The organism is Stenotrophomonas sp. RIT-551, from assembly GCF_026241915.1.
GTDB lineage: Bacteria > Pseudomonadota > Gammaproteobacteria > Xanthomonadales > Xanthomonadaceae > Stenotrophomonas > Stenotrophomonas bentonitica_A.
Genome location: NZ_JAPJIU010000018.1, coordinates 1 through 22,376 on the forward strand (window position 1 = coordinate 1; position 22,376 = coordinate 22,376).

Sequence of the window (22,376 nt, forward strand, 5' to 3'; positions counted from 1 at the left end):
GTTCTCGGCCCAGTCCAGCAGCGGGTTGGTTTCCACCGCCTCGTTGATTTCCAGCTCCAGCTCGGCGCTGGACATCTGCAACAGCTTGATCGCCTGACGCAGCTGCGGCGTCATGACCAGGTGTTGCCCCATCGATGTCTGCAGCCGTGCTTTCATGCCTGTGCCGAACGGAAGGAAGGCGTTGCGGCGGCCGCTGGATCAGAGCTTGAAGGTATCCCCAAGGTAGACGCGGCGGACGTCGGCGTTGGCCAGGATCTCGTCCGGCGCGCCCTGTGCCAGCACGCTGCCCTCGTTGAGGATATACGCGCGGTCGCAGATTCCCAAGGTTTCGCGGACATTGTGGTCGGTGATCAGCACCCCGATCCCGCGCTGCTTGAGATGGGTGACGATGCGCTGGATTTCACCGACCGAGATCGGGTCGACGCCGGCGAACGGCTCATCGAGCAGGATCAGGCGCGGTTTGGCCGCCAGCGCGCGGGCGATTTCACAGCGGCGGCGCTCACCGCCGGAGAGGCTGGCCCCGAGCTGGTCGGCCACGTGGTTGATCTGCAGTTCGTCCAGCAGGCTGGCCAGTTCCTTTTCGCGGCCGGCCTTGTCCAGGTCCTCGCGCAGTTCCAGCACCAGGCGCAGGTTGTCGGCCACGGTCAGCTTGCGGAACACCGAGGGTTCCTGCGGCAGGTAGCCCACGCCCTGCTTGGCGCGGGTGTACATCGGGTCGCTGGTGATGTCCTTGCCGTCCAGCACGATGCTGCCGGCATCGGTCTCGACCAGCCCCACGATCATGTAGAAGCAGGTGGTCTTGCCGGCACCGTTGGGGCCGAGCAGGCCCACCACTTCACCGGCCTCCAGGGTCAGCCCGAAATCCTTGACGACTTCACGCTGCTTGTAGCGCTTGCGCAGGCCTTTGGCGACGAGCATTACTTCTTGCTCCCGGCGGCGGGCGGGGTGGCGGGCTTGGCCGCGGGCGTGGCCGGCTTGGCCGCCGGGGCGGCCGGTGCGGCGCCCTTGTTCTTGGGCTGGATCACGGTGCGCACGCGGGTGCCGTCGCCACCGCTCTGCATGTTGCCGGTGCGCGTGTTGTAGGTCATTTTCTGGCCGCTGTTGGTGCCGCGCGGCGACTCGACCTTGTAGTTGCCGGTGAGGATGATCACTTCGCTGTTGACGTTGTAATCCATGTTGTCGGCCCAGGCCTTCATCTTGGAGCCGTCATCCATTTCCTGCTCCAGCGTGGCCTGCTTGCCGGTCAGCACGACGCGTTCGATATCGCCGTTCTTGCGGAACAGATCGGCGTTGGCCGCGTGGATCACCAGGGTGCCCTGGGTGATCACCACGTTGCCGGTGAACGTGCACTTGCCCGCATCGTCGGTCAGGTTGCAGTCGTTGCTGTTGGATTCCAGGTTCATCGGCTGGTTGCGGTCGGACGACTTGGCCAGCGCCACGCCGGGCAGCAGCAGGGCGAGCAGCGCGAGCTTAGCGGGCAGCGTTCGGTTCATAGCGGGTCTTGACCTGTGAAAGGAGTTTGTACTGCCGGGTTTTCATGTCGGCTTCAAAGCCGACGCCTGTCTGTGACAGGCCCGGGCGGGTCATGGTGACCCGGGCATCGGTCCTGGCGCGGTTCTCGTTCGGGAACACGTCCAGATGATCGGTGCGGAAGGTGGTGGGCACAACGCCGGGGACCTTGGGGCTGTCGCCGCTGACGTTGCCGATGAGCTTGAGCTGGTCGCCCTTGGCGCTGACCCAGCCGCTGTCCCCGCGCATCTCCCAGTGATTGCCGTCCTGGTCGGGCAGCAGGAACACCGGGGTGGTCAGGGTCATGGTTTCATCGCTGCGCGCACGCTCCAGCAGCGGGGCGCGCAGGGTGGTGGATTCCTTGCCCTGTTCGTCCAGCGCCACGATCTGGAAATCGTGCAGCACGTAATCCTTGGTGGCATCCTCGCCCTCGGCCACCGGGGCCTTGTCGCGATGATGCAGGGCCAGCCAGCCGGTCAGCAGTGCGGCGACCAGGAGCAGGCCGCCGATGGCGGTACGCACGTTCATGCGCCGAACCTCGCCAGCACGGCGTCCACATGGCCCTGTGCAGCCAGCAGGACATCGCACAGCTCACGCGCGGCACCCTGGCCACCGTCGCTGCGGGTCTGCCAGTGCACGCGTTCGGCGATCCACGGGTGGGCATTGGCCGGCGCGACCGCCAGGCCGACCGCGCACAGCGGGCCGAGATCGGGCAGGTCGTCGCCCATGAAGGCCACCTGGTCCAGGCCGATCCCGTGCTGCTCGCACAGCGCCTTGACGCTGGCCAGCTTGTCGCCGACTGCGATCTGGGTATCGATGCCCAGGTCCGCGCCGCGCTTGAGCGCGGACAGGCTGTTGCGCGCGGTGATCAGCACCGGGTGGATACCGTGGTGTTGCAGCAGTTTCAGGCCGAGTCCGTCCTGCACGTAGTACGCCTTGCTCTCGTTGCCGTCCTTGTCGTAGTAAAGCCGACCGTCGGTGAGCGTGCCGTCCACGTCGAAGCAGGCCAGCCGGATACGGCCGGCGACGGCATGCAGGTGGGACGGGAAACCGGGCAACGGGGAGTAGGGCATCGTCTGGGGGCAGCTCAGCTGAATGGAGGAAGGCAACTGTGGTTTAAACCACCCGGGCCCGCAACAGGTCATGAATGTTGAGCGCGCCGACCAGATGGCCGTCGGCATCGACCACCATCAAGCCGTTGATCTTGTGGGCTTCCATCAACTGCGCGGCCTCGGCCGCCAGCTGGTCGGCACCGATGGTGCGCGGGCCGCGGGTCATCACATCGGCGATCTTCGCGCTGCGCACGTCCAGGTCGGTATCCAGCGCACGGCGCAGGTCGCCGTCGGTGAACAGGCCGATCAGGTGGTTGTCCGCGTCCACCACGGCGGTCATGCCCAGGCGCTTGCGGCTCATCTCCACCAGGGCTTCGCTGAGGCTGGCGCCGACGTCCACGCGCGGCAGTTCATCCCCGCTGTGCATGACGTCGGTGATGTGCAGCAGCAGGCGGCGGCCGAGGCTGCCGGCCGGGTGCGAGCGGGCGAAATCATCGGCCGTGAAGCCACGCGCATCTAGCAGGGCCACGGCCAGCGCATCGCCCATGGCCAGCGAGGCGGTGGTGCTGGAGGTCGGGGCCAGTGCCAGCGGGCAGGCCTCGGCCGGTACGCTGACATCCAGGTGAACGTCGGCGGCGCTGGCCAGGCTGGACTGCGGCCGGCCGGTCATCGCGATCAGGCGGTTGCCCTGGCGCTTGAGCACCGGCAGCAGCATCAGCAGTTCGTCGGACTCGCCCGAATAGGACAGCGCCAGCACCACATCGGCCTCGGTGATCATGCCCAGGTCGCCGTGACCGGCTTCACCGGGGTGCACATAGAAGGCCGGGGTGCCGGTCGAGGCCAGGGTAGCGGCGATCTTGCGGGCCACATGCCCGGACTTGCCCATGCCGGTGGCGACCACGCGGCCCTTGCCCTGCAGGACCAGTTGGCAGGCCTGGCTGAATGCCTCGCCCAGCCGCTCGGCGACCGCGCCCAGCGCATCGCGCTCGATCTCGAACACGCGGCGGCCGCTGGCGACCAGTGCCGCAGCGTCGGCCGGATGGGGGAGTTGGGGCGAGACAGCCATGCGAGCGCCACGTGGAAGAGTAGAATGAGCGCTCATTTTATTAGGAAAGCCCGTTGGACGCCGAGACCATCCGCAATCTGATCGAAACCGGCCTGCCTGGCGCCCGCGCGGACGTGCAGGGTGACGACGGCGTGCACTTCGAGGCCACCGTGGTCTGCGACGCCTTTGCCGGCAAAATGCCGCTGGCCCGCCACCGCATGGTCTACGCGACCCTGGGCGATCTGATGGGCGGGGCGATCCACGCGCTGGCGCTGAAGACGGTCACCCCGGCCGAAGCGGGCGGTTGATTCCGGGGTACCCCTCACGGTTATCGTTTCAGCCGACCCACGGTCGGCTACCCAGACCATTCAGCCGACCAACGGTCGGCTCTACCTCATTCCAAGTAGATTCCATGGCCAAGATCGTAGTGACCGGCGGCAAGCCGCTGCACGGTGAAGTGAACATTTCCGGCGCCAAGAACGCTGTCCTCCCCATCCTGTGCGCGACCCTGCTGGCCGATGCGCCGGTGGAGATCACCAACGTGCCGCACCTGCACGATGTGGTCACCACCGTGAAGCTGCTCGGCGAGCTGGGTGCCAAGGTCACCATCGACCAGGGCACCCTGTCGCGCGGCAGCGCGATCGTGGTCGACCCGCGCTCGGTGGACCAGCACGTGGCGCCGTATGAGCTGGTCAAGACCATGCGCGCCTCGATCCTGGTGCTCGGCCCGCTGCTGGCCCGCTTCGGCGCGGCCGAAGTGTCGCTGCCTGGCGGCTGCGCGATCGGCTCGCGTCCGGTCGACCAGCACATCAAGGGCCTGCAGGCCCTGGGTGCAGAAATCACCGTCGAGAACGGCTTCATCAAGGCCCAGGCCAAGCGTCTGAAGGGGGCCCACTTCACCTTCGACATGGTCAGCGTCACCGGTACCGAAAACGTGCTGATGGCCGCCGTGCTGGCCGAAGGCACCACCGTGCTGGACAACGCGGCGATGGAGCCGGAAGTCACCGACCTGGCGCACTGCCTGATCGCGCTCGGCGCGAAGATCGAAGGCCTGGGCACCGCCCGCCTGACCATTGAAGGCGTCGAGAAGCTCTCCGGTGGCCGTCATGAAGTGCTGCCCGACCGTATCGAAACCGGCACCTTCCTGGTCGCCGCGGCGATGACCGGCGGCAAGGTCACGGTCAACCGTGCCCGCCCGAACACCATGGACGCGGTGCTGGCCAAGCTGGTGGAGGCCGGTGCGCACATCGAGACCACCGAAGACAGCATCACCCTGGACATGGGCGGCAAGCGCCCGCGTGCGGTCAACCTGACCACCGCGCCGTATCCGGCGTTCCCGACCGACATGCAGGCGCAGTTCATGGCGCTCAACTGCGTGGCCGACGGCGTGGGCGTAATCAACGAAACGATCTTCGAAAACCGTTTCATGCACGTCAACGAACTGCTGCGCCTGGGCGCGGACATCCAGGTGGAAGGCCACACCGCGATCGTGCGGGGTGCCGAGCAGCTCAGCGGCGCGCCGGTGATGGCCACCGATCTGCGCGCCTCGGCCTCGCTGATCCTCGCCGGCCTGATGGCCGAGGGTGATACCACCATCGACCGCATCTACCACCTGGACCGCGGCTACGAGAACATCGAAGAGAAGCTGTCCTCGCTGGGCGCCACCATCCGGCGCGTCGCGGCATGATCCTGCGCGGCCGGTTCACCCGCCGCCGCAAGGCGCTGCTGGTCCTGGTGCTGATCGTGCTGGCATGGCTGGGCTACGCCTGGTATGCCGGCATCGCGATCACCCAGGGCATCCAGCAGGAAGACATGGACTGGAACGGCGACGGCACGGTCAGCCGTACCGAGGTGTTCCAGTCGTTCTATGCGGTCGGCGTGGACAAGAGCGTCGACGGCAACCGCCACTGCAGCACCTACTACTGGCGCGATACGCGGCAGCAGATCCGGGTGGACTGCAAGACGGTCTTCGGCGAGGCCAAGCCGGAATGAAAAAACGCCCGCGCAAGCGGGCGTTTTTCTGGGTCAGTTCATGCCTTTGATCGTCAGGTCCAGCGCATCCTTGCCGCTCTCACGCTGCAGCAGGCGCGCCGGCACCGGGAACTCCGGCACGATCCAGGCGATCAGTTCCTTGTTGCCGTCCACGCGCGAGACCTTCGTCGCGTCGTAGGACTTGCCGGCCACGGTGATCTTTTCCTTGCCGACCACCTTGTAGGACATCGGCTTGATCCGGCCTTCGTCGACCATGCGGTAGTTCAGCGGCTTGCCGGCAGCCAGATCCCGCGCGATCGCCAGGTTGATCAGCAGGGCGTCCATGTCGCCGGCCTTGAGCGCGACCGGGCCGCGACGGTCCGGCTTGACGTCGCCGGTCCAGGTCGCCTGGTTGCTGGTCCAGTTGTAGTTGGCGTCCACGTTGCGTTTCTTGACCAGCAGCACCGAGCGGTCGTTGCTGCTCAGCGGGCGCAGGCGGCCGTTGGCTTCCTCGAAGACGGTGTTCTGGCTGAGATCGGCCAGCTGGTTCTTGACGTTGAGGCTGTAGCGCCACTTGTTGGCGCCTTCGCTGGTGAGGGTCATGGTGCCATTGGCCTGCATGCCCATGTAGCTGGCCTGGTAATCGGCCTTGAACGGCTGCAGCGCCATGGCGGGCAGGCTCACGACAGCCAGGGCGCCAGCGGCGATCCAGGTCAGCGGACGGTTCAGTGTGGTCATGCTCAGACTCCTTGGTATTCGATCAGGCGCAGATCAATCCGATCTTCGCCATCTTCGCGTTGCAGGATGCGCACCGGCGTGGGAACACCGTTGGCGATCCAGAGGATGGTTTCATCGTTGCCGCCGTTGGTGCGGTACACCCGCAGCGCGTTGTAGGACAGGTCGCCCACCGGCACGTTCTCCGTGTCCGGCGCGGCCTGGTAGTCGTGCTGGCGGACGCGGCCCACGTCCACATAGCGGTAGTGCATCTGTCCGCCGGGGCGGGCGTCGCGCATGATCGCCAGATTCAGCAGCAGCGCGCTCTGGTCGCCGGGCTGCAGCGGGATCGGCTGGCGGCGTTCCTTCTTCAGATCGCCCAGCCACTGCGCGGTGCCGGCCTGCCAGTCATAGGTGCCGGTCACTTTCTTGCCCAGGAACAGGCCTTTGCGGACGGTGCTCTGGCTCAACGGCACGTAGGTACCGTTGCGGTTCTCGAACACCGTGCTCTGCTCCAGGTTCAGGCCGAGCACGCTGGCAAAGCCGCTGCGGCCCACCACCTGCATGTCCACCCGCCACTGGTCGCCGCCGGTGTGGGTGACGCGCATGGTCGCATCCCCGGCCTGCTTGCCCTTGTAGAGGGCCTGGTAGGTGGCGGTGAATGGCTGCAGCGGCGGCGCCTCCCAGTCCATTGCAGGCAGGGCGGGCAACGGGGGTGTCGCCGTCTCCTGCGCGTGGGCAAGGGCGGCGGTGCACAACAGGGAGGCCATCAGCAGCACGGGCTTGAACAAAGGCGTTCTCATGCGGGCCGGTCGGTGGGGGAAGGGGAAGAATGCCAGCGCCGGGATCAGCGGCGTGTGTGCGCGGCGCTTATCGGTTCAGCTGTCCGGCGCAATCTAGGCGCAGCGGGCTAAACAGGGGGTGACCGTCGAGCTGGAGCTGACCTGCCTGTTCAGTTACGCGGCCGCTGACCAGCAGCCCGAGGCTGGCGATCAGCAGCGGATGCTCCACGGCCAGCACCCGCAGGGCCAGCGCTTCGGCGGTGTCACCAGCCTGCACCGGCACGCGGGCCTGGGCAAGCACGGTGCCGGCATCCAGTTCGGGCACCACGAAGTGCACGCTGGCGCCGTGCTCGGCATCACCGGCTTCCAACGCGCGCGCATGCGTGTGCAGCCCCTTGTACAGCGGCAGCAGGGAGGGATGGATGTTGACCAGGCGGCCATCGAACCGCGCCACGAAGGCCGGGCCGAGGATGCGCATGTAACCGGCGCAGACGATCCAGTCCGGGGCGAACGCGTCCAGCGCATCGGCCATCGCCGCATCGAAGGCGGCGCGGTCCGGGAAGTCCCTGGGCGAGCGCGCCCAGCGCTGGGCCGGGCCGACCTTGAGCAGGGCCGAGGCCTCGGGTTTGTCCGAGAGCACGGCCACGACCTGCGCATCCAGCCGCTGCGCGGCGATGGCGTCCAGGATGGCCTGCAGATTGCTGCCCCGGCCGGAGGCGAGTACGGCGATACGGCTGCTCATGCGGTTTCGAAGGCCGCCTTGACTGCCGGGCGCGACAGCACCACCAGGGTGAACACGCCCAGGGCGGTACCGAACGGCATGAAGATGCAGGCGATACCGGCCACCACCATGCACAGCAGGTAACGCCGGCGCTGCGCCAGGCAGCGCCCGGCATAGGCCATGTACCCGGCCAGCACCAGCCCGGCAGCGCAGCCCAGCCCACCGATCAGCACGAACACCCACCCAAGCAGGCGCGGATCGAAAGGCGGCGGCGCCTCGCCCGGCGCCAACGGCGGTGGTGCGGCGAAGATGACGGCCACGCCCATCAATAGATAGATCAGCGGGAACAGCGAGAACAGCGCGGTCAGGCCGGCCAGTACATAGTGGAAGACCGACAGCAGTTGCAGCTGCGAGGTGTCAACCGCGGTGCCCGGCACAGCCGGCGCCGCTGCGGCGGGCAGCGACGGCGGTTGGGCAGCGGCCTCCAGGCGGGGCTCCATGACCGGGCTCAGCCGATCTTGACGCGTTCGGTGCCATCGGCGGGGGTCACAGCACCAATGGTCCAGTGGTCCAGCCCCTGCGCGGTGACGGCGGCAGCGACCGAGGCCACCTGGTCGGCGGCCACGATCAGCACGAAGCCGATGCCGCAGTTGAAGGTGCGCCACATCTCGCTGTCGGCCACCGCGCCTTCCTTCTGCAGCCACTGGAACACCGGCGGCAGGGTCCAGGCATCGGCCTGGATGTCCAGGCCCAGGCCCTCGGGGACGACGCGGATGATGTTCTCGGTCAGGCCGCCACCGGTGATGTGGGCCATGCCGTGGATCGCCGCGCCATGGGTCTTGAGCAGCGCCAGGATCGGCTTGACGTACAGGCGGGTCGGCGCCATCAGGGCATCGACCAGCTTGACCCCGCCCTCCAGTTCCAGGTCGGCCGGCTGGCCGGCGCGGTCATAGATGCGGCGCACGAGCGAGTAGCCGTTGGAGTGCGGGCCGGAGGAGGCGATGCCGATCAGCACGTCGCCGGCGGCCACGCTGGCGCCGTCCTTCAGTTCGCTCTTCTCGACACCGGCGACGGTGAAGCCGGCCAGGTCGTACTCGCCCGGGGCATACATGTCGGGCATTTCAGCGGTCTCACCACCGATCAGCGCGCAACCGGCCTCGGTACAGCCGTTGGCAATGCCGCCCACGACCGCTGCCGCGGTATCGATGTCCAGCTTGCCGGTGGCGAAATAATCCAGGAAGAACAGCGGCTCGGCGCCCTGGACCAGCACGTCGTTCACGCACATGGCGACCAGATCGATGCCGATCGTGTCGTGGCGGCCCAGCTGTTGTGCGAGCTTCAGCTTGGTGCCCACGCCATCCGTTCCCGAGACCAGGACCGGCTCGCGGTACTTGCTGGAGAGGTCGAACAGGGCGCCGAAGCCACCCAGGCCCCCCATGACTTCCGGGCGGAAACTGCGCTTCACCAGCGGCTTGATGCGCTCGACCAGCTCATTGCCCGCGTCGATATCGACACCGGCATCGCGGTAGGTCAGGGGAGAGGGGTTGGACGGGGAATTGGTCACGGGCGTCGGCGCTGCGCTGGGGTGAAAGCGCGATTTTAACAGGCCACGTTGGCGCGCAGGCCCTATTCGGGCAACAATTCCCCCCGGATACGCTCAATGGAAGTCCTGATGCGCCGCAGCCTCTTTTTCATGATGTTCCTCGCGCTGTGCCTGCCGGTGGCCTCGATGGCCCAGAGCGGCCTGCGCACCGAAGGCGATGTGGCCACCGCCAGTGGCGCTTACGAGGCCGAGGTCCCGGTCAACAGCCAGGCCGATTCGGACCGCAACGGTGCCCTGGCCAGGGCGCTGGGCAATGTGCTGGCCAAACTCTCGGGCGACCGCAGCGTGATGAGCCGCCCCGGGGTGATGCAGGCCCTGCGCAACGCCAAGGATTACGTGGCCAGCTATGACTACCGCCAGGACCAGAGCACCTCGGCCGGCGGCGCCCCGAGCTACCGCACGATCCTGGTGGCGCGCTTCCGCGAGGATGACGTCGACGGGCTGATCTCGGCCCTGGGCCTGCCGCTGTGGCCGCAGCCCCGCCCGAAGCCGGTGATCTGGCTGGCTATCGACGATGGCTCCGGCCCGCGTCTGGTCACCGTGCAGCAGGCCAACGCGGCCCGCCCGCTGCTCAACCGGGCCATCGAACGCGGCTACAAGCTGGGCCTGCCCTCGGGCAGCGCGGCCGAGCAGGCGCTGGTCGGCGCGATCTGGCGCCAGGACACGGCCGCCGTCGCCCGCGCCTCGGCGCGCTATGCCCCGCCGATGCAGCTGATCGGCAAGCTCTACCGCGATGGCAGCGGCTGGGTCGCCGACTGGGTATTCGTCGATGGCGGCAAGGAACTGAACAAGTGGAGCACCAAGGACAGTGACGCCCGCCGCGCCATGGCCGGTGGTGCCGACGGCGCCGCCGATGCGCTGGTGCGCCGTTACGCCAAGGCCGGGGCCGCCACCGGTGCCGCCGGGACCTACACGATCGTGGTGCTGGGCCTGAACAGTGCCGAGGACTACATGCGCCTGGCTGCCGGCCTGCGCGAGACCGCGGTGGTCCGCAACGTCACCCCGCTGCGCGCCTCGGGCGACCGCCTGGAGCTGTCGCTGGAGCTGACCACCGGCCTGCCCGGCCTGAACCGCATGCTGGGCGACAACGGCGTGATCGCGCCGACCGCACCGCTGGCCCTGCCGGTGCCGATCGATGAAACCAACCCCTCGGCCCTGCCGCCGCCTGCCAGCAACGAGTACCGCCTGCGATGATCCTTACCCCCGAAGCGGAAATCGCGCAGTTCCTCAGGCGGTTGAAGTATGTGCTGGTGGCGCTTGCCGCCGGCTGGGTGATCTGGCTGCTCGGCCCGATCCTGACCCCCTTCGTGCTGGCCCTGGCGCTGGCCTGGCTGGGCGACCCGCTGGTCGACCGGATCGAGGCCACCGGCCGCTCGCGCAACACCGGCGTGGTGCTGGTGTTCGTCGCGATGATCCTGCTGATCACCGCCGCGCTGCTGATCCTGGTGCCGATGATCGAGCGCCAGGTCGCCACGCTGGTGGCGGCGATTCCGCAGGCACAGCAATGGCTGATGGAAAAAGGCATCCCGTGGTTCGAGCAGAAGACCGGGCTGGAGGTCATGCAGTGGATGGACCCGGACCGGCTGATCGAATGGGTGCGCAGCCACTGGCAGCAGGCCGGCGGCTTCGCCAAGACCTTCTTCGGTTACGTGCAGCGCTCGGGCTTCACGATGGTCACCTGGGTGGTCAACATCCTGCTGCTGCCGATCCTGGCGTTCTACTTCCTGCGCGACTGGGACAAGCTGGTCGAGCGCGTGGCTTCGATGATTCCGCGCAACCACGTCGGCACCATCACCAACCTGGCGCGTGAATCGGACGAGGTGCTGGGGGCATTCATCCGCGGCCAGTTCCTGGTGATGATCGCGCTGGGCGTGGTGTACGCCGCGGGCCTGTCGCTGGTCGGCCTGAAGCTGGGCCTGTTGATCGGGCTGGTGGCCGGCCTGATCAGCTTCATTCCCTACCTGGGCGCGACCACCGGCATCGTGATGGCCGTGGTGGCCGCGCTGGTGCAGGCGCAGGGCTTCGATCTGAAACTGCTGATCCTGGTCGGCGTGGTGTTCACCGTGGGCCAGCTGCTGGAAAGCTACGTGCTGACCCCGCGCATCGTCGGCGACAAGATCGGCCTGCACCCGGTGGCGGTGATCTTCGCGGTGATGGCCGGTGGCCAGCTGTTCGGCTTCCTGGGCATGCTGCTGGCGCTGCCGGTGGCGGCGGTCAGCAACGTGCTGCTGCGCTATGCGCACCAGCGCTACCGCCAGAGTGATCTGTATGCCGGTGAGAAGTCGGCGATCGTGCTCGATGCCTACGTCGACAAGCCCGAGATCGTGATCGTGGGCACCCCGAAGGGGCCGGACGCGCAGTGAGTGTCGTGCCGCAGTTGCCGCTTGCCCTGCGCTACCCGCAGGACGAGCGGCTGGAGACCTTCATCGGTGCGCCGGATGGCGCACTGGCGCAGCTGCGCGCCATCGCCGTGGGCGCGGCGCACGACTGGGTCTACCTCGAAGGCGCGCCGGGCACCGGCAAGACCCACCAGGCGCTGGCGATGTGTTCGCTGGCCGAACAGGCCGGCCGCCAGCCGACGTACCTGCCGCTGAAGGCGGTGGTCGGACGCACCCGCGCCGCGCTGGAATCGCTGGAGGGGCGCGACCTGGTCGCGCTGGACGGGCTCGATGCCGTAGCCGGGCAGCGCGAAGATGAAGTGGCGTTGTTTGATTTCCACAACCGTGCGCGCGCCGCGGGGATCACCCTGCTGTACACCGCGCAGCACGCCCCGGACCAGCTGGGGCTGGTGCTGCCGGACCTGCGCTCACGCCTGCAGCAGTGCGTGCGCGTGGTGCTGCAGCCGCTGGACGACGAAGGCCGTGCGGCGGTGCTGCGCGAACGCGCGGCGCGACGTGGCCTGGCCATCGATGAGGCCGCCATCGAATGGTTGCTGACCCGTACCGGCCGCGAGCTGGGCAGCCTGGTCAGCCTGCTGGACTGGCTGGACCGCGAATCGTTGGCGGCGCAGCGCCGCATCACCGTACCGTTCCTGCGCCAGGTCCTGGAAGACGGCCCACACCGCCTGTAGCGCCGACCGTTGTTCGGCTGCCCGGGAGACGGCCCCACCGTGTAGAGCCGACCGTTGGTCGGCTGCTCTGGTGGGCTCGGGCGGAGAGCAGCCGACCAACGGTCGGCTCTACCACCGGGGCGGAGAGCAGCCGACCAACGGTCGGCTCTACCACCGGGTCGCCCAAGGGGGGGATGCCCGCGGTGTTTTACCCGTGCGGGGATTGCAGCTGCGCATCCAGCTGCGCCAACCGTTCTGGCGTGCCCACATCGGTCCATCGGCCGCGATGGTGCTGGCCGGTCACACGGCCCTGCGCCATCGCATGGCGCAGGAGGGGCACGAGGCTGAACTGCGGCGGTGTCGCGCCGGCCCCGGTGGTGTTGCCGATCACCGCCCGCCAGCCATCGAGGATCGCCGGGCGGTACACGCCGATACCGGCGTAGGTGAGCCGCGCGCTGTCGCCGTCATCGCTGACGTGGCCATCGTCGTGCAGGATGAAATCACCGCGCGGGTGCTGCGCGGGATTGTCGACCAGCACCAGATGCGCATCGCCGGCAGGCGTGCGCGGCAACCTGGCGACCTCCATATCCGTCCACACATCGCCGTTGATCACCAGAAACGGTGCGTCGCCGAGGATCGGCAGGGCATTGAGGATGCCACCACCGGTTTCCAGCGGCACGGCGCCCTCATCGATGAAGTGCAGGCGCAGCCCCCAGCGCGCACCGTCGCCCAGCGCGGGTGCGAACTGGTCACCCAGCCACGCGGTGTTGATCACCACCTCATCGATGCCGGCCGCGGCAAGCCGCTCCAGATGCCACACGATCAGCGGTTTGCCACCGGCGACCAGCAGCGGCTTGGGCGTGTGCAGGGTCAGCGGGCGCATGCGCTCGCCTTTGCCGGCCGAGAAGATCATGGCCTTCATGGGCGCGCCAGCACGGGTTCGGCGATGCGGGCCAGCGCCGGTTTGATCCGCAGTTCGAACAGATCGAGCAGCGGCGCGAGCTGTGGATGGCGCGGCAGCACTTCATCCAGATAGCCGATGAAGCGCGGTGCATCCTCGAAGTAGTGCCCCTTGCCATCGCGGTCGCGCAGGCGCACGAACAGGCCGAGGATCTTCAGGTGGCGCTGCACGCCCATCCAGTCGGCGTCGCGCAGGAACTGCGGCCACGGCCGCACCGGCAAGCCGGCGGCCAGGGCGAGTGCGTGATAGCGCGCCAGCCACGCGTCCACGCGTTCGATCGGCCAGCTCAGGAACGCATCCTTGAACAGGCTGACCGGGTCGTAGGCGATCGGCCCGCGCACCAGGTCCTGGAAATCCAGCACCGCCGGCCCCCCATCGATCGGCATCAGGTTGCGCGGCATGAAATCGCGGTGGGTCAGCACCTGCGGCTGCTGCAGGGCGTTGTCCATCAGCAGGCGGTGCATGCGCTGCAGGTTCTCGATCTCGCCGCAGTCCAGTTCCAGGCCGAGGTGACGTTGCAGGAACCAGTCGTCGAACAGCCCGGCATCGCGCTGCAACAGCGCCTCGCCGAAGCTGCCCATGCCCTCGGGCACGGGGATCGACTGCAGCCGGATCAGCTGCGCGAAGGCGGCATCGAACCAGGCATCGGCGTTGTCGTTGTCGATATGGCGCGCCAGGGTCGGGCCGCCCAGGTCTTCCAGCAGCAGGAAGCCGTTGTCCTCATCGCGCGCCAGGACCTGCGGCACGCGCACGCCGTTGGGCTCGAGCAGGTCGTGCATGCGCAGCCACGGGCGCACATCCTCCAGCCCGGGCGGGGAGTCCATCACGATGTGGCTGCCGCGCGCGCTGGTGGCGCGCCAGTAGCTGCGGAAACCGGCATCGACCGACGCACGATCAAGCGCAGTGGTCGGGTCGCCGAGGGCGGCACAGGTCCACTGCCGGCGGTGTTCGGCGCGCAGCGGATCGGAAGCGGGATCGTTCATGGACGGGTACGTCGAAGCGGCGCCGGACGGCGCGCGGGAAGAAAGAAGAGGGCGTTGCTCAGCGCTTGCTGCTGAACAGCCGCAGCACGGCCAGGACCGCGACCGCACCCAGGATCGCGCCGATGAAACCGGCCGGCTCGCCTCGGGCATACCAGCCCATGTACTGGCCGAACCAGCCGGCCAGCAGCGCGCCGACGATGCCGAGCACGATGGTCAGCAGGCAGCCCATGCGGTTGTTGCCCGGCATGAAGAAACGCCCGAGCAGACCGACGACGAAGCCGACCAGGATGATGTAGAGCCAGCTGGTGCTGCCAAACAGTCCGTTCATGCCAAATGCGTCAGTAGAGGTGGACGCAGCCTAGCAAGGCCGGGCTGCGTCCGCCAACGTCAGCAGCAGCCGTGGCCGCCGTGACGGGTACCGCTGTCGGCGGCGACCGGCGAACCGCTGGTCTCGCCACGCAGGCTGGCCGCGTAATGCTCGCTGATCACCTTGGACACGCACGAGGTCACGCGCTTGCCCATCGGGATGTGCAGGAACTCGTTCGGGCCGTGTGCGTTGGAGTGCGGGCCGAGCACGCCGGTGATCATGAACTGCGCGCCCGGGAACTTCTCGCCGAGCATGCCCATGAACGGGATCGAGCCGCCTTCGCCCATGTACATCGCCGGCTTGCCGAAGAAGGTCTGGCTGGCATCGTCGATCGCCTGGGTCAGCCACGGCGCCATGGCCGGGGCGTTCCAGCCGCTGGAGGCCTTCTCCAGGTCCAGCTTCACTTCGGCGCCGTTCGGCGGATCGCGCAGCAGCGCTTCCTTGAGCAGCTCGCCGCAGGCCTTGCCGTCGGCGGTCGGGGGCAGGCGCAGCGACAGCTTCACCGCGGTATGCGGGCGCAGCACGTTGCCGGCCGAGGCGAGCGGCGGCAGGCCGTCCACACCGGTGACCGACAGCGCCGGGCGCCAGGTGCGGTTGAGCACCAGTTCGGCCAGGTCATCGTTCATCGGGCGCAGGCCGTCGACCATCGGGAATTTCTCGAAGATGGCGGTGTCCACCACTTCAGCGGCGCGCTTGGCCTGTTCCTGGCGCTCGGCCGGGATCTCGACATTCATGCCGTCGATCAGGATGCGGCCGGTGTTCTCGTCCTCGATGCGCGAGATCAGCTGGCGCAGCAGGCGGAAGCTGGACGGGATCACGCCGGAGGCATCGCCGGAATGCACGCCTTCGTTGAGCACCTTGACCGAGAAGTTGCCGCCGGTCAGGCCACGCAGCGAGGTGGTGCACCACAGCTGGTCGTAGTTGGCGCAGCCCGAATCCAGGCACACCACCAGCGACGGCTTGCCGATACGCTCGGCCAGGTGATCAACGTAGGCGGGCAGGTCGTAGCTGCCGGATTCTTCGCAGGCTTCGATCAGGATCACGCAGCGCGCGTGGGGCAGGCCCTGTTCCTGCAGCGCCAGCACGGCGGCCAGCGAACCGAACATCGCGTAGCCGTCATCGGCGCCGCCGCGGCCGTACAGCTTGTCGCCGCGCAGCACCGGGATCCACGGGCCCAGGTCATCGTCCCAGCCGGTCATTTCCGGCTGCTTGTCCAGATGGCCGTACAGCAGGATGGTGTCGTCGCCGGTCTCGGCGCCGGAGGCCGGAATTTCCAGCAGCAGCAGCGGGGTGCGGCCTTCCAGGCGCACGACCTCGACGGTCAGGCCGGGCAGATTCTGGGCCTTGGCCCAGGTTTCCATCAGGGTGACGGCCTGTTCCATGTAGCCGTTGGCGACCCAATCGGCGTCGAACATCGGCGATTTGTTGGGGATACGGATGTAATCGACCAATTGCGGGACGATCTCGTTGTCCCACTTTTCACTGACGAATTGGCCGAGCTTGGCGCTGTCCATCTGAACTCCGGAGTGCTTTTGACAAGTCCGTCCATTCTACGCCTGCGCTGGGGTAGGTATTTCCCTACATCACGTCGGGTGTTAGGCCTGCTGTGTGAAGGCGCCGTGGACGATAGGCTGTGTGTATGTGGCGAGGGACGCTGGAACCTTCGACAGGATTGCCGGCAGGGGCCGGTTCCGAGCCACAAGGAGCTACACAGTGGGACCTTGGTTTTCGTGCAGGGCGCTGGTGCTGGGACTGCTGTTGAGCGGAATGGCCTTCGCGGCCGATCGGATCAACATCAATACGGCGGATGCGTCGACGCTGCAGCAGGGATTGGCGAACGTGGGCCCGATGAAGGCCGAAGCGATCGTCGCGTACCGGCGACAACACGGCCCCTTCGAACACGTCGAGGATCTGGCGCGGGTGAAGGGGATAGGGACAGCTACCGTCGAACGGAATCGACAACGGATGACCACCGGGGCCAGGCAGGCGCCGGTCCAGGCACCGCCCAGGAGGGCAGCGCCGGCCACCGTACCAAGGCGCTGAACAACAGGACACGTCGGGACGGGCAGGATGCCGGTCACTGGCTGCCACGGCAGGATGCCGCGGTGGCACCGACCGCTGCAGGGAGGCGGCACGCACGGAGGCGGCGCGGAAGGAGCGGCGCGGACCCACCAGGACGGTGGCATCCAGACCCCGGGAAGGGCTGAGATGGCGGAAGCATATACGGCCGAGTGCACGGAGCATGGCCGGCACCCAGACTGCGCAGGACGCACAGGGGGAAGGCGGGATGCCGACAAGGATGTATCGATTGCCCGGTCTGCACACGGAGGTGTGGCCGGGCAATTACTGTTTGGGGCGAACGAAATACGACGCGTGGCCGCCCGTGGTTTTCGCGAACGCATGGCGGCACTTCGTGTAGCGTGGCGGCATCTCTTCGAATGGATGCACGACATGGCAGTACGCAGCACGCTGTTGAGTCTGGCGCTCGGAACGCTGTTGGCGACCGGGATGCTTCCCGCCACCGCCGCCAACACTGCGCCGACGGCCAGCAGGACGACCGAGGCCCCGCGCGGCCCCACCGATCTCAAGCCCGGCGAGTTCCTCTGGCATCCGGAGATCTCCCCGTCCGGCCCGATCGTGCTGGTGGTCAGCCTCGATGAGCAGCGCGCTTACGTGTACCGCAACGGCATCGCGATCGGCATGAGCACGATCAGCTCGGGCAAGGCCGGGCACGAAACCCCGACCGGTGTGTTCACGATCCTGCAGAAGGACAAGGACCACAAATCCAACCTCTACAACAGCGCGCCGATGCCGTACATGCAGCGCCTGACCTGGGACGGCATCGCGCTGCACGGCGGCAGCCTGCCCGGGCATCCGGCCTCGCACGGCTGCGTGCGGTTGCCGCAGGCGTTCGCGCAGAAGCTGTTCGGCGAGACCCATCGCGGCGATACCGTGGTGGTGGCCGATGCCAAGAGCGCGCCGATGACGCTGGCCTATCCGGCCGTGCTGGCCCCGGTCAGCAGCACCGGCAAGCCGCTGGTGGAGAGCACCGACGCACCCGCGCACTACTGGAACGATGCGGCCGCACCGGCCGGCCAGGTCGGCATCCTGGTCAGCCTGCACGACCAGCGCCTGTACGTGCTGCGCGATGGCGTGCTGATCGGCGAGTCGCGGCTGGAAGCCAAGGCGCTGCCGGCCTTCGAGGGGACCACCCTGTTCGTGATGGGCCAGGGCTACCAGGACAACCCCAGCCCGCTGGACCCGCACCGTCCGCTGCACCGCTGGACCGCGTATCCGCTGCTGGGCCAGACCGCCGCCAATGCGACCCCGGACCTGCTCGCCACGCCGAGCCTGCCAATGGCGCTGCCGCCGGAATTCGCCGAACAGCTGTACAGCGTGCTGGTGCCAGGCACCACGCTGCTGGTGACCAGCCTGCCGGCGGTACGCCCGGTGGCCGATGAACAGAACCTGCAGCCTGTCTTGGAATCCGACGCCGGTGGGTCCACTTTGTAAGGGTTGCCTCCGCCTGGTGAGCTGCCCATGCCCGTTGTGAAATTGCTGCCTGCTGCGTTCTGTGGCCTGATCGCGTCCGCCACGGCGGGCGCGACCAGCCCTGCGCCGGCGCCGACCGGCAGCCCGGTGCAGATGGCCGAGATGCTGGCCAAGGCCGCCCCTGCGGCGGACAAGCACGTGCTGCAGCTGGCGGCGCGTGCGATGCGCTGTGCGCTGCGCAGGCCGGAGCTGGGCGTCGACCCGGGCAAGTTGAGTGTGATCGATTACTCGCGGCCGTCGACCGAACCGCGCATGTGGATTTTCGATCTGACCCGCCAGCGGCTGCTGTTCGAGGAGTGGGTTGCGCATGGGCGCAACAGCGGTGACAACCGCACCCAGCATTTCTCCAACAAGGACGGCAGCTTCATGTCCAGCCTGGGCGCGTTCACCGCCAAGGAAACCTACATGGGCGGCAACGGCTATTCGCTGCGGCTGGAAGGGCTGGAACCCGGCTTCAACGACCATGCCCGCGACCGCGCGATCGTCATCCACGGCGCGCCGTACGTGAATCCCGCGGTCGCACGGCTGCAGGGTCGCCTGGGCCGCAGCCTGGGCTGCCCGGCGGTGCGGTTGTCGGTGGCGCGGCCGCTGATCGACAGCCTGCGCGGCGGCACGATGGTGTTCGCGTACTACCCGGACAAGGACTGGCTGGCGCGTTCGCGGCTGCTGGAACCCGATTGCGGCGGTATGTCCTGACAGGACTGCCCACCTCGGCTCAGGCACACTAGGGCCATGCCCACCGATACCGTCCTGAGCGCGGCCAGCCGCGTCATTCCCGCTTTCGAGTACCGCCGCGAACGCTGGCGCAATGGCCTGGGCTGGACCCGCGAAATCCTGCGCGTGCCCGACACCGACGATTGGCAGGTTCGCCTGTCGATCGCCGAGATCGAGCAGGACGCCGCGTTCTCGGCGTTTCCGGGCATCGAGCGCGAACTGGTGCTGCTGCGTGGCGAGGGCCTGCGCTTGCGTTTCGACGATGGCGCGCTGCACACGCTGATGCCGCCGCACGACCGGCTGCGGTTTGCCGGCGAAGCGCGGGTGACCGGCGAACTGGTGGACGGGGTGACCCACGATTTCAATCTGATGTGGCGGCGCGATGCGGTCCAGGCCGAGCTGCTGCATCGCCCATTGGTCGGCAGCATGTTCTTTTTCACCGAACCCGAGGCGGCGTGGGCGATCCATCTGCTGGCCGGCCAGGCCGAATTTGAAGGGGAGCCGTCGCTGACGCCGCTGGCTGCCGGTGATACCGCGTGGTTGGCGGCCGGCGAGCGCCGCCGGTTTGCGTTGCACGGCGGCGGGGAGTTGTTGGCGATCCGCGTCAGTGCGGTGGGCCGCAACGCCTGAGGGCCTGCAGGCACTCCTCAGTACACGTCGCGCCGGTAGCGTCCGGCCACGATCAGCGCTTCTTTCACGTCGCGGCCCAGCGCCTGCTCGATCACCGCATCCACCGCCGGTGCCATGCCCTGCAGGCTGCCGCAGACCAGGATCGTGGCACCGTCGTGCACCCACTGCTGCAGCGTGTGGATCTGCGCCTGCAGCCGGTCCTGCACGTAGTGATGCTCACCACCGTCGCGACTGAACACCGTATCCAGCCGTGCGATCCAGCCGTCGCGCTGCCAGGCGCGCAGGTCGTCGCCGAAGAAGAAATCGTGCGCGGCCGTACGCTCGCCGAACAGCAGCCAGTTGCGGCGCGCGCCGGCGCTGATCCGCTCGCGCAGGTGCGCGCGCAGGCCGGCGATGCCGGTGCCGTTGCCGATCAGGATCAGCGGCGTTGCGGCCGCCACACCATGGAAGTTCGGGTTGCTGCGGAAGCGCAGATCGATGCGCCCATCGAGCGCAGCGTGATCGCACAGCCAGCCACTGCCCAGGCCCGGCGTGCCATCGGGCCGCAGCTGGCGGCGCAGCAGCAGCTGCACCTGGCCTTCGGCGGGCAGGGTGGCGATGGAGTATTCCCGGTGCGGCAGGGGACGCAACGCGGCGACCACGGCATCTGGGTCGGCAAGCGCCGCCATCTCCTCAGCACCGGGCAGATGCGCGCGCGAAAGGTGCGCACGCAGCGTCTGCCCATCGATGAACGTGTCGCCCGCCCACGGCGTCTTGCGCAGCCAGGCCTCGACGTCGGCCGGTGCATGCTGCGGCCCGATCTCGGCCACGTCGCCGGCCTGCCAGACCGGCAGGGTGCCATCGGCAGGCACCAGGGTGATCCGATAGGTCGGTGCCCCCGGGCTGCCCGGGTTTTCAAGATGCCGCGCCTGCAGTTGCCAGGGCAGATACTCGGCCGGCGTCCAGTCCGGCAGGTCGGTGGCTTCGCCGCCAAGCTGGCCGAGCAGCTGCTGCCAGTGGCGCAGCGCACCGGGATCGGCATTGTCCACTTCAACCGTATCGAACAGCGGGTGCGCACCACGCTGGCGCAGCCATGCGTCGAGCTGATGGCCGAAGGCGCAGAAATGGCCATAGCTGCGATCGCCCAGGGCCAGCACGCCGTACTGCAGGTGGGGCAGTGCGGGCGCCTGCGGCATCACCTTGCGCAGGAAGGGCAGGGCATGATCCGGAGCATCGCCCTCGCCGGTGGTGCTGACCACGAACAGCACCTGCCCGCTGCGCTGCAGAAGCTCGGCCGTCACCGCATGCAGCGCACGGATGCGCACTGGCAGCCCGGCAGCGCGCAATGCCTCTGCGCTGCGGTCGCACAGCTGCTGTGCGAAGCCGGTCTGGCTGGCCCAGACCAGCAGGATCGGTGCGGGCCCGTTGTCGGCCACCCGCGCCTGCCGGGGTCGTCCACGCCACCAGATCAGGGTGCAGAACGCGGCATAGAGCACCAGGCTCCCCGCTGCCCAGCGCCAATGCGCGGCCAACGGTGCGGCTGGCCACCAGGCGTCGCCCAGATGCAGGCGCAGCAGCGCCCAGGCAATGACGCCCAGCAGCACCATCACCATCAGGTTGCCCAGCCACGCACGCGATGGGCGCAGGCTCATGCCGCGCCCACGCGGTCGTCGGCAAGCAACTGCTCGAATGCAGGACTCATGGATTCCTCGCTACCGTGCGCGCCACGGCCGACAAAGCGTGCGGCCAGCGCATGGGTGCGCGCAAATGCCATGCCCTCGTCCCTGCCCATCACGGTCAGCGCCGTGGCCCAGGCGTCGGCCTGCATGGCGCTGTCGGCAACCACGGTGACGGCCGCCGCAGCGCGCGTGACCGGCGCACCGATGCGCGGATCCAGCGTGTGGCTGAACTGCTCGCCGCCCTGCTCGAAGTGGTGCCAGCGATCACCGGAGGTGGCGACTGCGCGGTCCGTCAGTGCCAGCACGCGCGGCGGATAGGTGGCCTGCGCGTCTTCCTCCGGTGCCGATTCCACCAGCACGCGCCACGGCTGGCCATCGGGCTTGTGACCAAACCCGTGCAGCTCGCCGCCAACCTCCACCAATGCGGCGTGTACCCCGTTCTGGCGCAGCCACGCACTGACCTGATCGACACCAAAGCCCTTGGCGATCGCCGACAGATCCAGTGCCAGTCCGCCGGGTTGCAGCAGGCGACCGGGCTGCCACTGCAGGCGTTCCCAGCCACAGCGCGCGCGCGTTGCCGCCAGCGTGTCGGCATCGGGAATCCGCCGGGCCTGCGCCTGCGCCCCGAACCCCCACAGCGCCACCAGCGGGCCTACGGTGGGATCGAAGGCGCCGCCGCTGCGCTGCGCGATCTCCAGCGCACACTGCATCACCGTATCGAACAACGGCGGCAGCACCTGCCATTCACCGGCGGAGGCACGGTTGAAGCGCGCGATATCGCTGTCGGCTTCCCACGTGCTCATCTGCGCCACGATGGCATCGAGCTGCGCCTGGATGCCGGCATGCAACGGGTGCAGATCGCGGGTGCGCGCCACGGCCAGTTTTACCTGCCAGGTGGTGCCCATGGTGTGGCCACCGAGGCGGGCGATGTCGAAATCCGGGTTGTTCATGGGGGGGCAGGTCGGGCCTTGGTACGCCCGATGGCCGGAATGCGTCGGGTGAAAAGCCCCCGTCAGGTCGGCGGGGGCGGGTGGGGAGGACGGCGCGCGCAACGCACGCCGGATG

The 22,376-nt window shown here is 68.1% G+C and carries 26 protein-coding genes and 1 pseudogene; 10 read left to right on the forward strand and 17 right to left on the reverse strand.

From position 1 onward, the window contains the following. The 6 genes and pseudogenes from ORK51_RS16155 to ORK51_RS16180 all read right to left on the reverse strand — a co-directional run. Window positions 1-156: pseudogene (locus ORK51_RS16155) on the reverse strand (RNA polymerase factor sigma-54); the annotation flags it as partial. Window positions 157-198: 42 nt separating this feature from the next. After that, window positions 199-918 carry an LPS export ABC transporter ATP-binding protein gene (lptB, locus tag ORK51_RS16160; protein WP_019185407.1) on the reverse strand — a complete coding sequence of 240 codons (720 nt, stop codon included), beginning with the start codon at window positions 916-918 and terminating at the stop codon, window positions 199-201. Then, a complete protein-coding gene (gene lptA / locus ORK51_RS16165) occupies window positions 918-1,493 on the reverse strand; it encodes a lipopolysaccharide transport periplasmic protein LptA (protein ID WP_070426778.1) in 576 nt (191 codons plus the stop codon). The genes lptB and lptA overlap by 1 nt, the downstream gene beginning before the upstream one ends. Next, the gene (gene lptC / locus ORK51_RS16170) at window positions 1,471-2,037 is read right to left on the reverse strand and encodes an LPS export ABC transporter periplasmic protein LptC (RefSeq protein ID WP_019185409.1); all 567 of its coding nucleotides are present in this window, start codon (window positions 2,035-2,037) and stop codon (window positions 1,471-1,473) included. Before lptC ends, lptA begins: the two co-directional genes overlap by 23 nt. Further along, window positions 2,034-2,582, reverse strand: a complete 549-nt coding sequence (locus ORK51_RS16175) for a KdsC family phosphatase (protein ID WP_266085834.1) — start codon at window positions 2,580-2,582, stop codon at window positions 2,034-2,036. The genes lptC and ORK51_RS16175 overlap by 4 nt, the downstream gene beginning before the upstream one ends. Window positions 2,583-2,625: 43 nt before the next feature. Further along, entirely contained in the window at window positions 2,626-3,627 is a 1,002-nt protein-coding gene (locus ORK51_RS16180) for a KpsF/GutQ family sugar-phosphate isomerase (protein WP_019185411.1), read from the reverse strand. A 53-nt stretch (window positions 3,628-3,680) separates the two neighbouring features. Between ORK51_RS16180 and ORK51_RS16185 the strand changes: the two genes are divergently transcribed. The 3 genes from ORK51_RS16185 to ORK51_RS16195 all read left to right on the forward strand — a co-directional run bounded on the left by ORK51_RS16185 (window position 3,681) and on the right by ORK51_RS16195 (window position 5,598). After that, window positions 3,681-3,914: a BolA family protein gene (locus ORK51_RS16185; RefSeq protein WP_019185412.1), complete on the forward strand. Its 234-nt coding sequence runs from the start codon at window positions 3,681-3,683 to the stop codon at window positions 3,912-3,914. A gap of 104 nt (window positions 3,915-4,018) precedes the next feature. Continuing rightward, window positions 4,019-5,293 carry a UDP-N-acetylglucosamine 1-carboxyvinyltransferase gene (gene murA / locus ORK51_RS16190; RefSeq protein ID WP_019185413.1) on the forward strand — a complete coding sequence of 425 codons (1,275 nt, stop codon included), beginning with the start codon at window positions 4,019-4,021 and terminating at the stop codon, window positions 5,291-5,293. Then, window positions 5,290-5,598, forward strand: a complete 309-nt coding sequence (locus ORK51_RS16195) for an EF-hand domain-containing protein (protein ID WP_266085839.1) — start codon at window positions 5,290-5,292, stop codon at window positions 5,596-5,598. The genes murA and ORK51_RS16195 overlap by 4 nt, the downstream gene beginning before the upstream one ends. 33 nt (window positions 5,599-5,631) lie before the next feature. On the opposite strand, the gene ORK51_RS16200 is transcribed toward ORK51_RS16195, so the two are convergent. From ORK51_RS16200 to purM, 5 genes are all read right to left on the reverse strand, one after another. Next, window positions 5,632-6,315, reverse strand: a complete 684-nt coding sequence (locus ORK51_RS16200) for a DUF3108 domain-containing protein (RefSeq protein ID WP_019185415.1) — start codon at window positions 6,313-6,315, stop codon at window positions 5,632-5,634. Window positions 6,316-6,317: 2 nt separating this feature from the next. Further along, window positions 6,318-7,094, reverse strand: coding sequence for a DUF3108 domain-containing protein (locus tag ORK51_RS16205; RefSeq protein ID WP_429000695.1), 777 nt, complete (start codon window positions 7,092-7,094; stop codon window positions 6,318-6,320). A gap of 67 nt (window positions 7,095-7,161) precedes the next feature. Beyond that, complete coding sequence (gene purN / locus ORK51_RS16210; RefSeq protein ID WP_019185417.1) at window positions 7,162-7,815, reverse strand: phosphoribosylglycinamide formyltransferase; 654 nt, start codon at window positions 7,813-7,815, stop codon at window positions 7,162-7,164. Further along, on the reverse strand, window positions 7,812-8,294 hold the full coding sequence (locus ORK51_RS16215) for a hypothetical protein (protein ID WP_019185418.1): 483 nt from the start codon (window positions 8,292-8,294) through the stop codon (window positions 7,812-7,814). The genes purN and ORK51_RS16215 overlap by 4 nt, the downstream gene beginning before the upstream one ends. Before the next feature lie 8 nt (window positions 8,295-8,302). Further along, window positions 8,303-9,358, reverse strand: a complete 1,056-nt coding sequence (gene purM, locus ORK51_RS16220) for a phosphoribosylformylglycinamidine cyclo-ligase (protein ID WP_019185419.1) — start codon at window positions 9,356-9,358, stop codon at window positions 8,303-8,305. 108 nt (window positions 9,359-9,466) lie between these two features. Here purM and ORK51_RS16225 point away from each other — a divergent pair, with 108 nt between their 5' ends. From ORK51_RS16225 to hda, 3 genes are read left to right on the forward strand one after another with little or no spacing between them, the layout of a single operon-like run. Continuing rightward, entirely contained in the window at window positions 9,467-10,591 is a 1,125-nt protein-coding gene (locus ORK51_RS16225; RefSeq protein WP_266085843.1) for a DUF2066 domain-containing protein, read from the forward strand. Then, a complete protein-coding gene (locus ORK51_RS16230) occupies window positions 10,588-11,760 on the forward strand; it encodes an AI-2E family transporter (protein ID WP_046274061.1) in 1,173 nt (390 codons plus the stop codon). The genes ORK51_RS16225 and ORK51_RS16230 overlap by 4 nt, the downstream gene beginning before the upstream one ends. Further along, window positions 11,757-12,467 carry a DnaA regulatory inactivator Hda gene (gene hda, locus ORK51_RS16235; RefSeq protein ID WP_046274062.1) on the forward strand — a complete coding sequence of 237 codons (711 nt, stop codon included), beginning with the start codon at window positions 11,757-11,759 and terminating at the stop codon, window positions 12,465-12,467. The genes ORK51_RS16230 and hda overlap by 4 nt, the downstream gene beginning before the upstream one ends. Window positions 12,468-12,654: 187 nt before the next feature. Here the strand turns inward: hda and murU are convergent, their stop codons facing one another. The 4 genes from murU to ORK51_RS16255 are packed head-to-tail and all read right to left on the reverse strand — an operon-like array spanning window position 12,655 to window position 16,271. After that, entirely contained in the window at window positions 12,655-13,368 is a 714-nt protein-coding gene (murU, locus tag ORK51_RS16240; protein ID WP_266085846.1) for an N-acetylmuramate alpha-1-phosphate uridylyltransferase MurU, read from the reverse strand. After that, a complete protein-coding gene (locus tag ORK51_RS16245) occupies window positions 13,365-14,390 on the reverse strand; it encodes an aminoglycoside phosphotransferase family protein (protein WP_266085848.1) in 1,026 nt (341 codons plus the stop codon). The genes murU and ORK51_RS16245 overlap by 4 nt, the downstream gene beginning before the upstream one ends. Before the next feature lie 58 nt (window positions 14,391-14,448). Further along, window positions 14,449-14,718 (reverse strand): GlsB/YeaQ/YmgE family stress response membrane protein, encoded by a 270-nt coding sequence (locus ORK51_RS16250; RefSeq protein WP_019185648.1) that lies wholly within the window; start codon window positions 14,716-14,718, stop codon window positions 14,449-14,451. A gap of 59 nt (window positions 14,719-14,777) precedes the next feature. Beyond that, entirely contained in the window at window positions 14,778-16,271 is a 1,494-nt protein-coding gene (locus ORK51_RS16255) for a M20 family metallopeptidase (RefSeq protein ID WP_019185649.1), read from the reverse strand. 253 nt (window positions 16,272-16,524) lie between these two features. On the opposite strand from ORK51_RS16255, the gene ORK51_RS16260 reads away from it, so the two are divergent. The 4 genes from ORK51_RS16260 to ORK51_RS16275 all read left to right on the forward strand — a co-directional run bounded on the left by ORK51_RS16260 (window position 16,525) and on the right by ORK51_RS16275 (window position 19,653). After that, window positions 16,525-16,800: a ComEA family DNA-binding protein gene (locus tag ORK51_RS16260; protein ID WP_019185650.1), complete on the forward strand. Its 276-nt coding sequence runs from the start codon at window positions 16,525-16,527 to the stop codon at window positions 16,798-16,800. A gap of 408 nt (window positions 16,801-17,208) precedes the next feature. Continuing rightward, on the forward strand, window positions 17,209-18,270 hold the full coding sequence (locus tag ORK51_RS16265) for a L,D-transpeptidase (protein WP_019185651.1): 1,062 nt from the start codon (window positions 17,209-17,211) through the stop codon (window positions 18,268-18,270). Window positions 18,271-18,297: 27 nt separating this feature from the next. Next, complete coding sequence (locus ORK51_RS16270; protein WP_261997790.1) at window positions 18,298-19,005, forward strand: murein L,D-transpeptidase catalytic domain family protein; 708 nt, start codon at window positions 18,298-18,300, stop codon at window positions 19,003-19,005. 36 nt (window positions 19,006-19,041) lie between these two features. Then, on the forward strand, window positions 19,042-19,653 hold the full coding sequence (locus tag ORK51_RS16275; protein WP_266085854.1) for a HutD/Ves family protein: 612 nt from the start codon (window positions 19,042-19,044) through the stop codon (window positions 19,651-19,653). 17 nt (window positions 19,654-19,670) lie between these two features. Here ORK51_RS16275 and ORK51_RS16280 read toward each other — a convergent pair whose 3' ends face one another. Then, window positions 19,671-21,284, reverse strand: coding sequence for a sulfite reductase subunit alpha (locus tag ORK51_RS16280; RefSeq protein WP_266085856.1), 1,614 nt, complete (start codon window positions 21,282-21,284; stop codon window positions 19,671-19,673). Next, window positions 21,281-22,261 carry an FAD:protein FMN transferase gene (locus ORK51_RS16285; protein WP_266085858.1) on the reverse strand — a complete coding sequence of 327 codons (981 nt, stop codon included), beginning with the start codon at window positions 22,259-22,261 and terminating at the stop codon, window positions 21,281-21,283. Before ORK51_RS16285 ends, ORK51_RS16280 begins: the two co-directional genes overlap by 4 nt. Window positions 22,262-22,376 lie beyond the last annotated feature (115 nt).

Excerpts from the sequence above, each read along its gene's own strand:
- lptB (WP_019185407.1), bottom strand. The coding sequence starts at position 918 with ATGCTCGTCGCCAAAGGCCTGCGCAAGCGCTACAAGCAGCGTGAAGTC.
- lptA (WP_070426778.1), bottom strand. The coding sequence starts at position 1,493 with ATGAACCGAACGCTGCCCGCTAAGCTCGCGCTGCTCGCCCTGCTGCTG.
- lptC (WP_019185409.1), bottom strand. The coding sequence starts at position 2,037 with ATGAACGTGCGTACCGCCATCGGCGGCCTGCTCCTGGTCGCCGCACTG.
- ORK51_RS16175 (WP_266085834.1), bottom strand. The coding sequence starts at position 2,582 with ATGCCCTACTCCCCGTTGCCCGGTTTCCCGTCCCACCTGCATGCCGTC.
- ORK51_RS16180 (WP_019185411.1), bottom strand. The coding sequence starts at position 3,627 with ATGGCTGTCTCGCCCCAACTCCCCCATCCGGCCGACGCTGCGGCACTG.
- murA (WP_019185413.1), top strand. The coding sequence starts at position 4,019 with ATGGCCAAGATCGTAGTGACCGGCGGCAAGCCGCTGCACGGTGAAGTG.
- ORK51_RS16195 (WP_266085839.1), top strand. The coding sequence starts at position 5,290 with ATGATCCTGCGCGGCCGGTTCACCCGCCGCCGCAAGGCGCTGCTGGTC.
- ORK51_RS16200 (WP_019185415.1), bottom strand. The coding sequence starts at position 6,315 with ATGACCACACTGAACCGTCCGCTGACCTGGATCGCCGCTGGCGCCCTG.
- ORK51_RS16205 (WP_429000695.1), bottom strand. The coding sequence starts at position 7,094 with ATGAGAACGCCTTTGTTCAAGCCCGTGCTGCTGATGGCCTCCCTGTTG.
- purN (WP_019185417.1), bottom strand. The coding sequence starts at position 7,815 with ATGAGCAGCCGTATCGCCGTACTCGCCTCCGGCCGGGGCAGCAATCTG.
- ORK51_RS16215 (WP_019185418.1), bottom strand. The coding sequence starts at position 8,294 with ATGGAGCCCCGCCTGGAGGCCGCTGCCCAACCGCCGTCGCTGCCCGCC.
- ORK51_RS16225 (WP_266085843.1), top strand. The coding sequence starts at position 9,467 with ATGCGCCGCAGCCTCTTTTTCATGATGTTCCTCGCGCTGTGCCTGCCG.
- ORK51_RS16230 (WP_046274061.1), top strand. The coding sequence starts at position 10,588 with ATGATCCTTACCCCCGAAGCGGAAATCGCGCAGTTCCTCAGGCGGTTG.
- murU (WP_266085846.1), bottom strand. The coding sequence starts at position 13,368 with ATGAAGGCCATGATCTTCTCGGCCGGCAAAGGCGAGCGCATGCGCCCG.
- ORK51_RS16245 (WP_266085848.1), bottom strand. The coding sequence starts at position 14,390 with ATGAACGATCCCGCTTCCGATCCGCTGCGCGCCGAACACCGCCGGCAG.
- ORK51_RS16250 (WP_019185648.1), bottom strand. The coding sequence starts at position 14,718 with ATGAACGGACTGTTTGGCAGCACCAGCTGGCTCTACATCATCCTGGTC.
- ORK51_RS16255 (WP_019185649.1), bottom strand. The coding sequence starts at position 16,271 with ATGGACAGCGCCAAGCTCGGCCAATTCGTCAGTGAAAAGTGGGACAAC.
- ORK51_RS16260 (WP_019185650.1), top strand. The coding sequence starts at position 16,525 with ATGGCCTTCGCGGCCGATCGGATCAACATCAATACGGCGGATGCGTCG.
- ORK51_RS16265 (WP_019185651.1), top strand. The coding sequence starts at position 17,209 with ATGGCAGTACGCAGCACGCTGTTGAGTCTGGCGCTCGGAACGCTGTTG.
- ORK51_RS16270 (WP_261997790.1), top strand. The coding sequence starts at position 18,298 with ATGCCCGTTGTGAAATTGCTGCCTGCTGCGTTCTGTGGCCTGATCGCG.
- ORK51_RS16275 (WP_266085854.1), top strand. The coding sequence starts at position 19,042 with ATGCCCACCGATACCGTCCTGAGCGCGGCCAGCCGCGTCATTCCCGCT.
- ORK51_RS16280 (WP_266085856.1), bottom strand. The coding sequence starts at position 21,284 with ATGAGCCTGCGCCCATCGCGTGCGTGGCTGGGCAACCTGATGGTGATG.
- ORK51_RS16285 (WP_266085858.1), bottom strand. The coding sequence starts at position 22,261 with ATGAACAACCCGGATTTCGACATCGCCCGCCTCGGTGGCCACACCATG.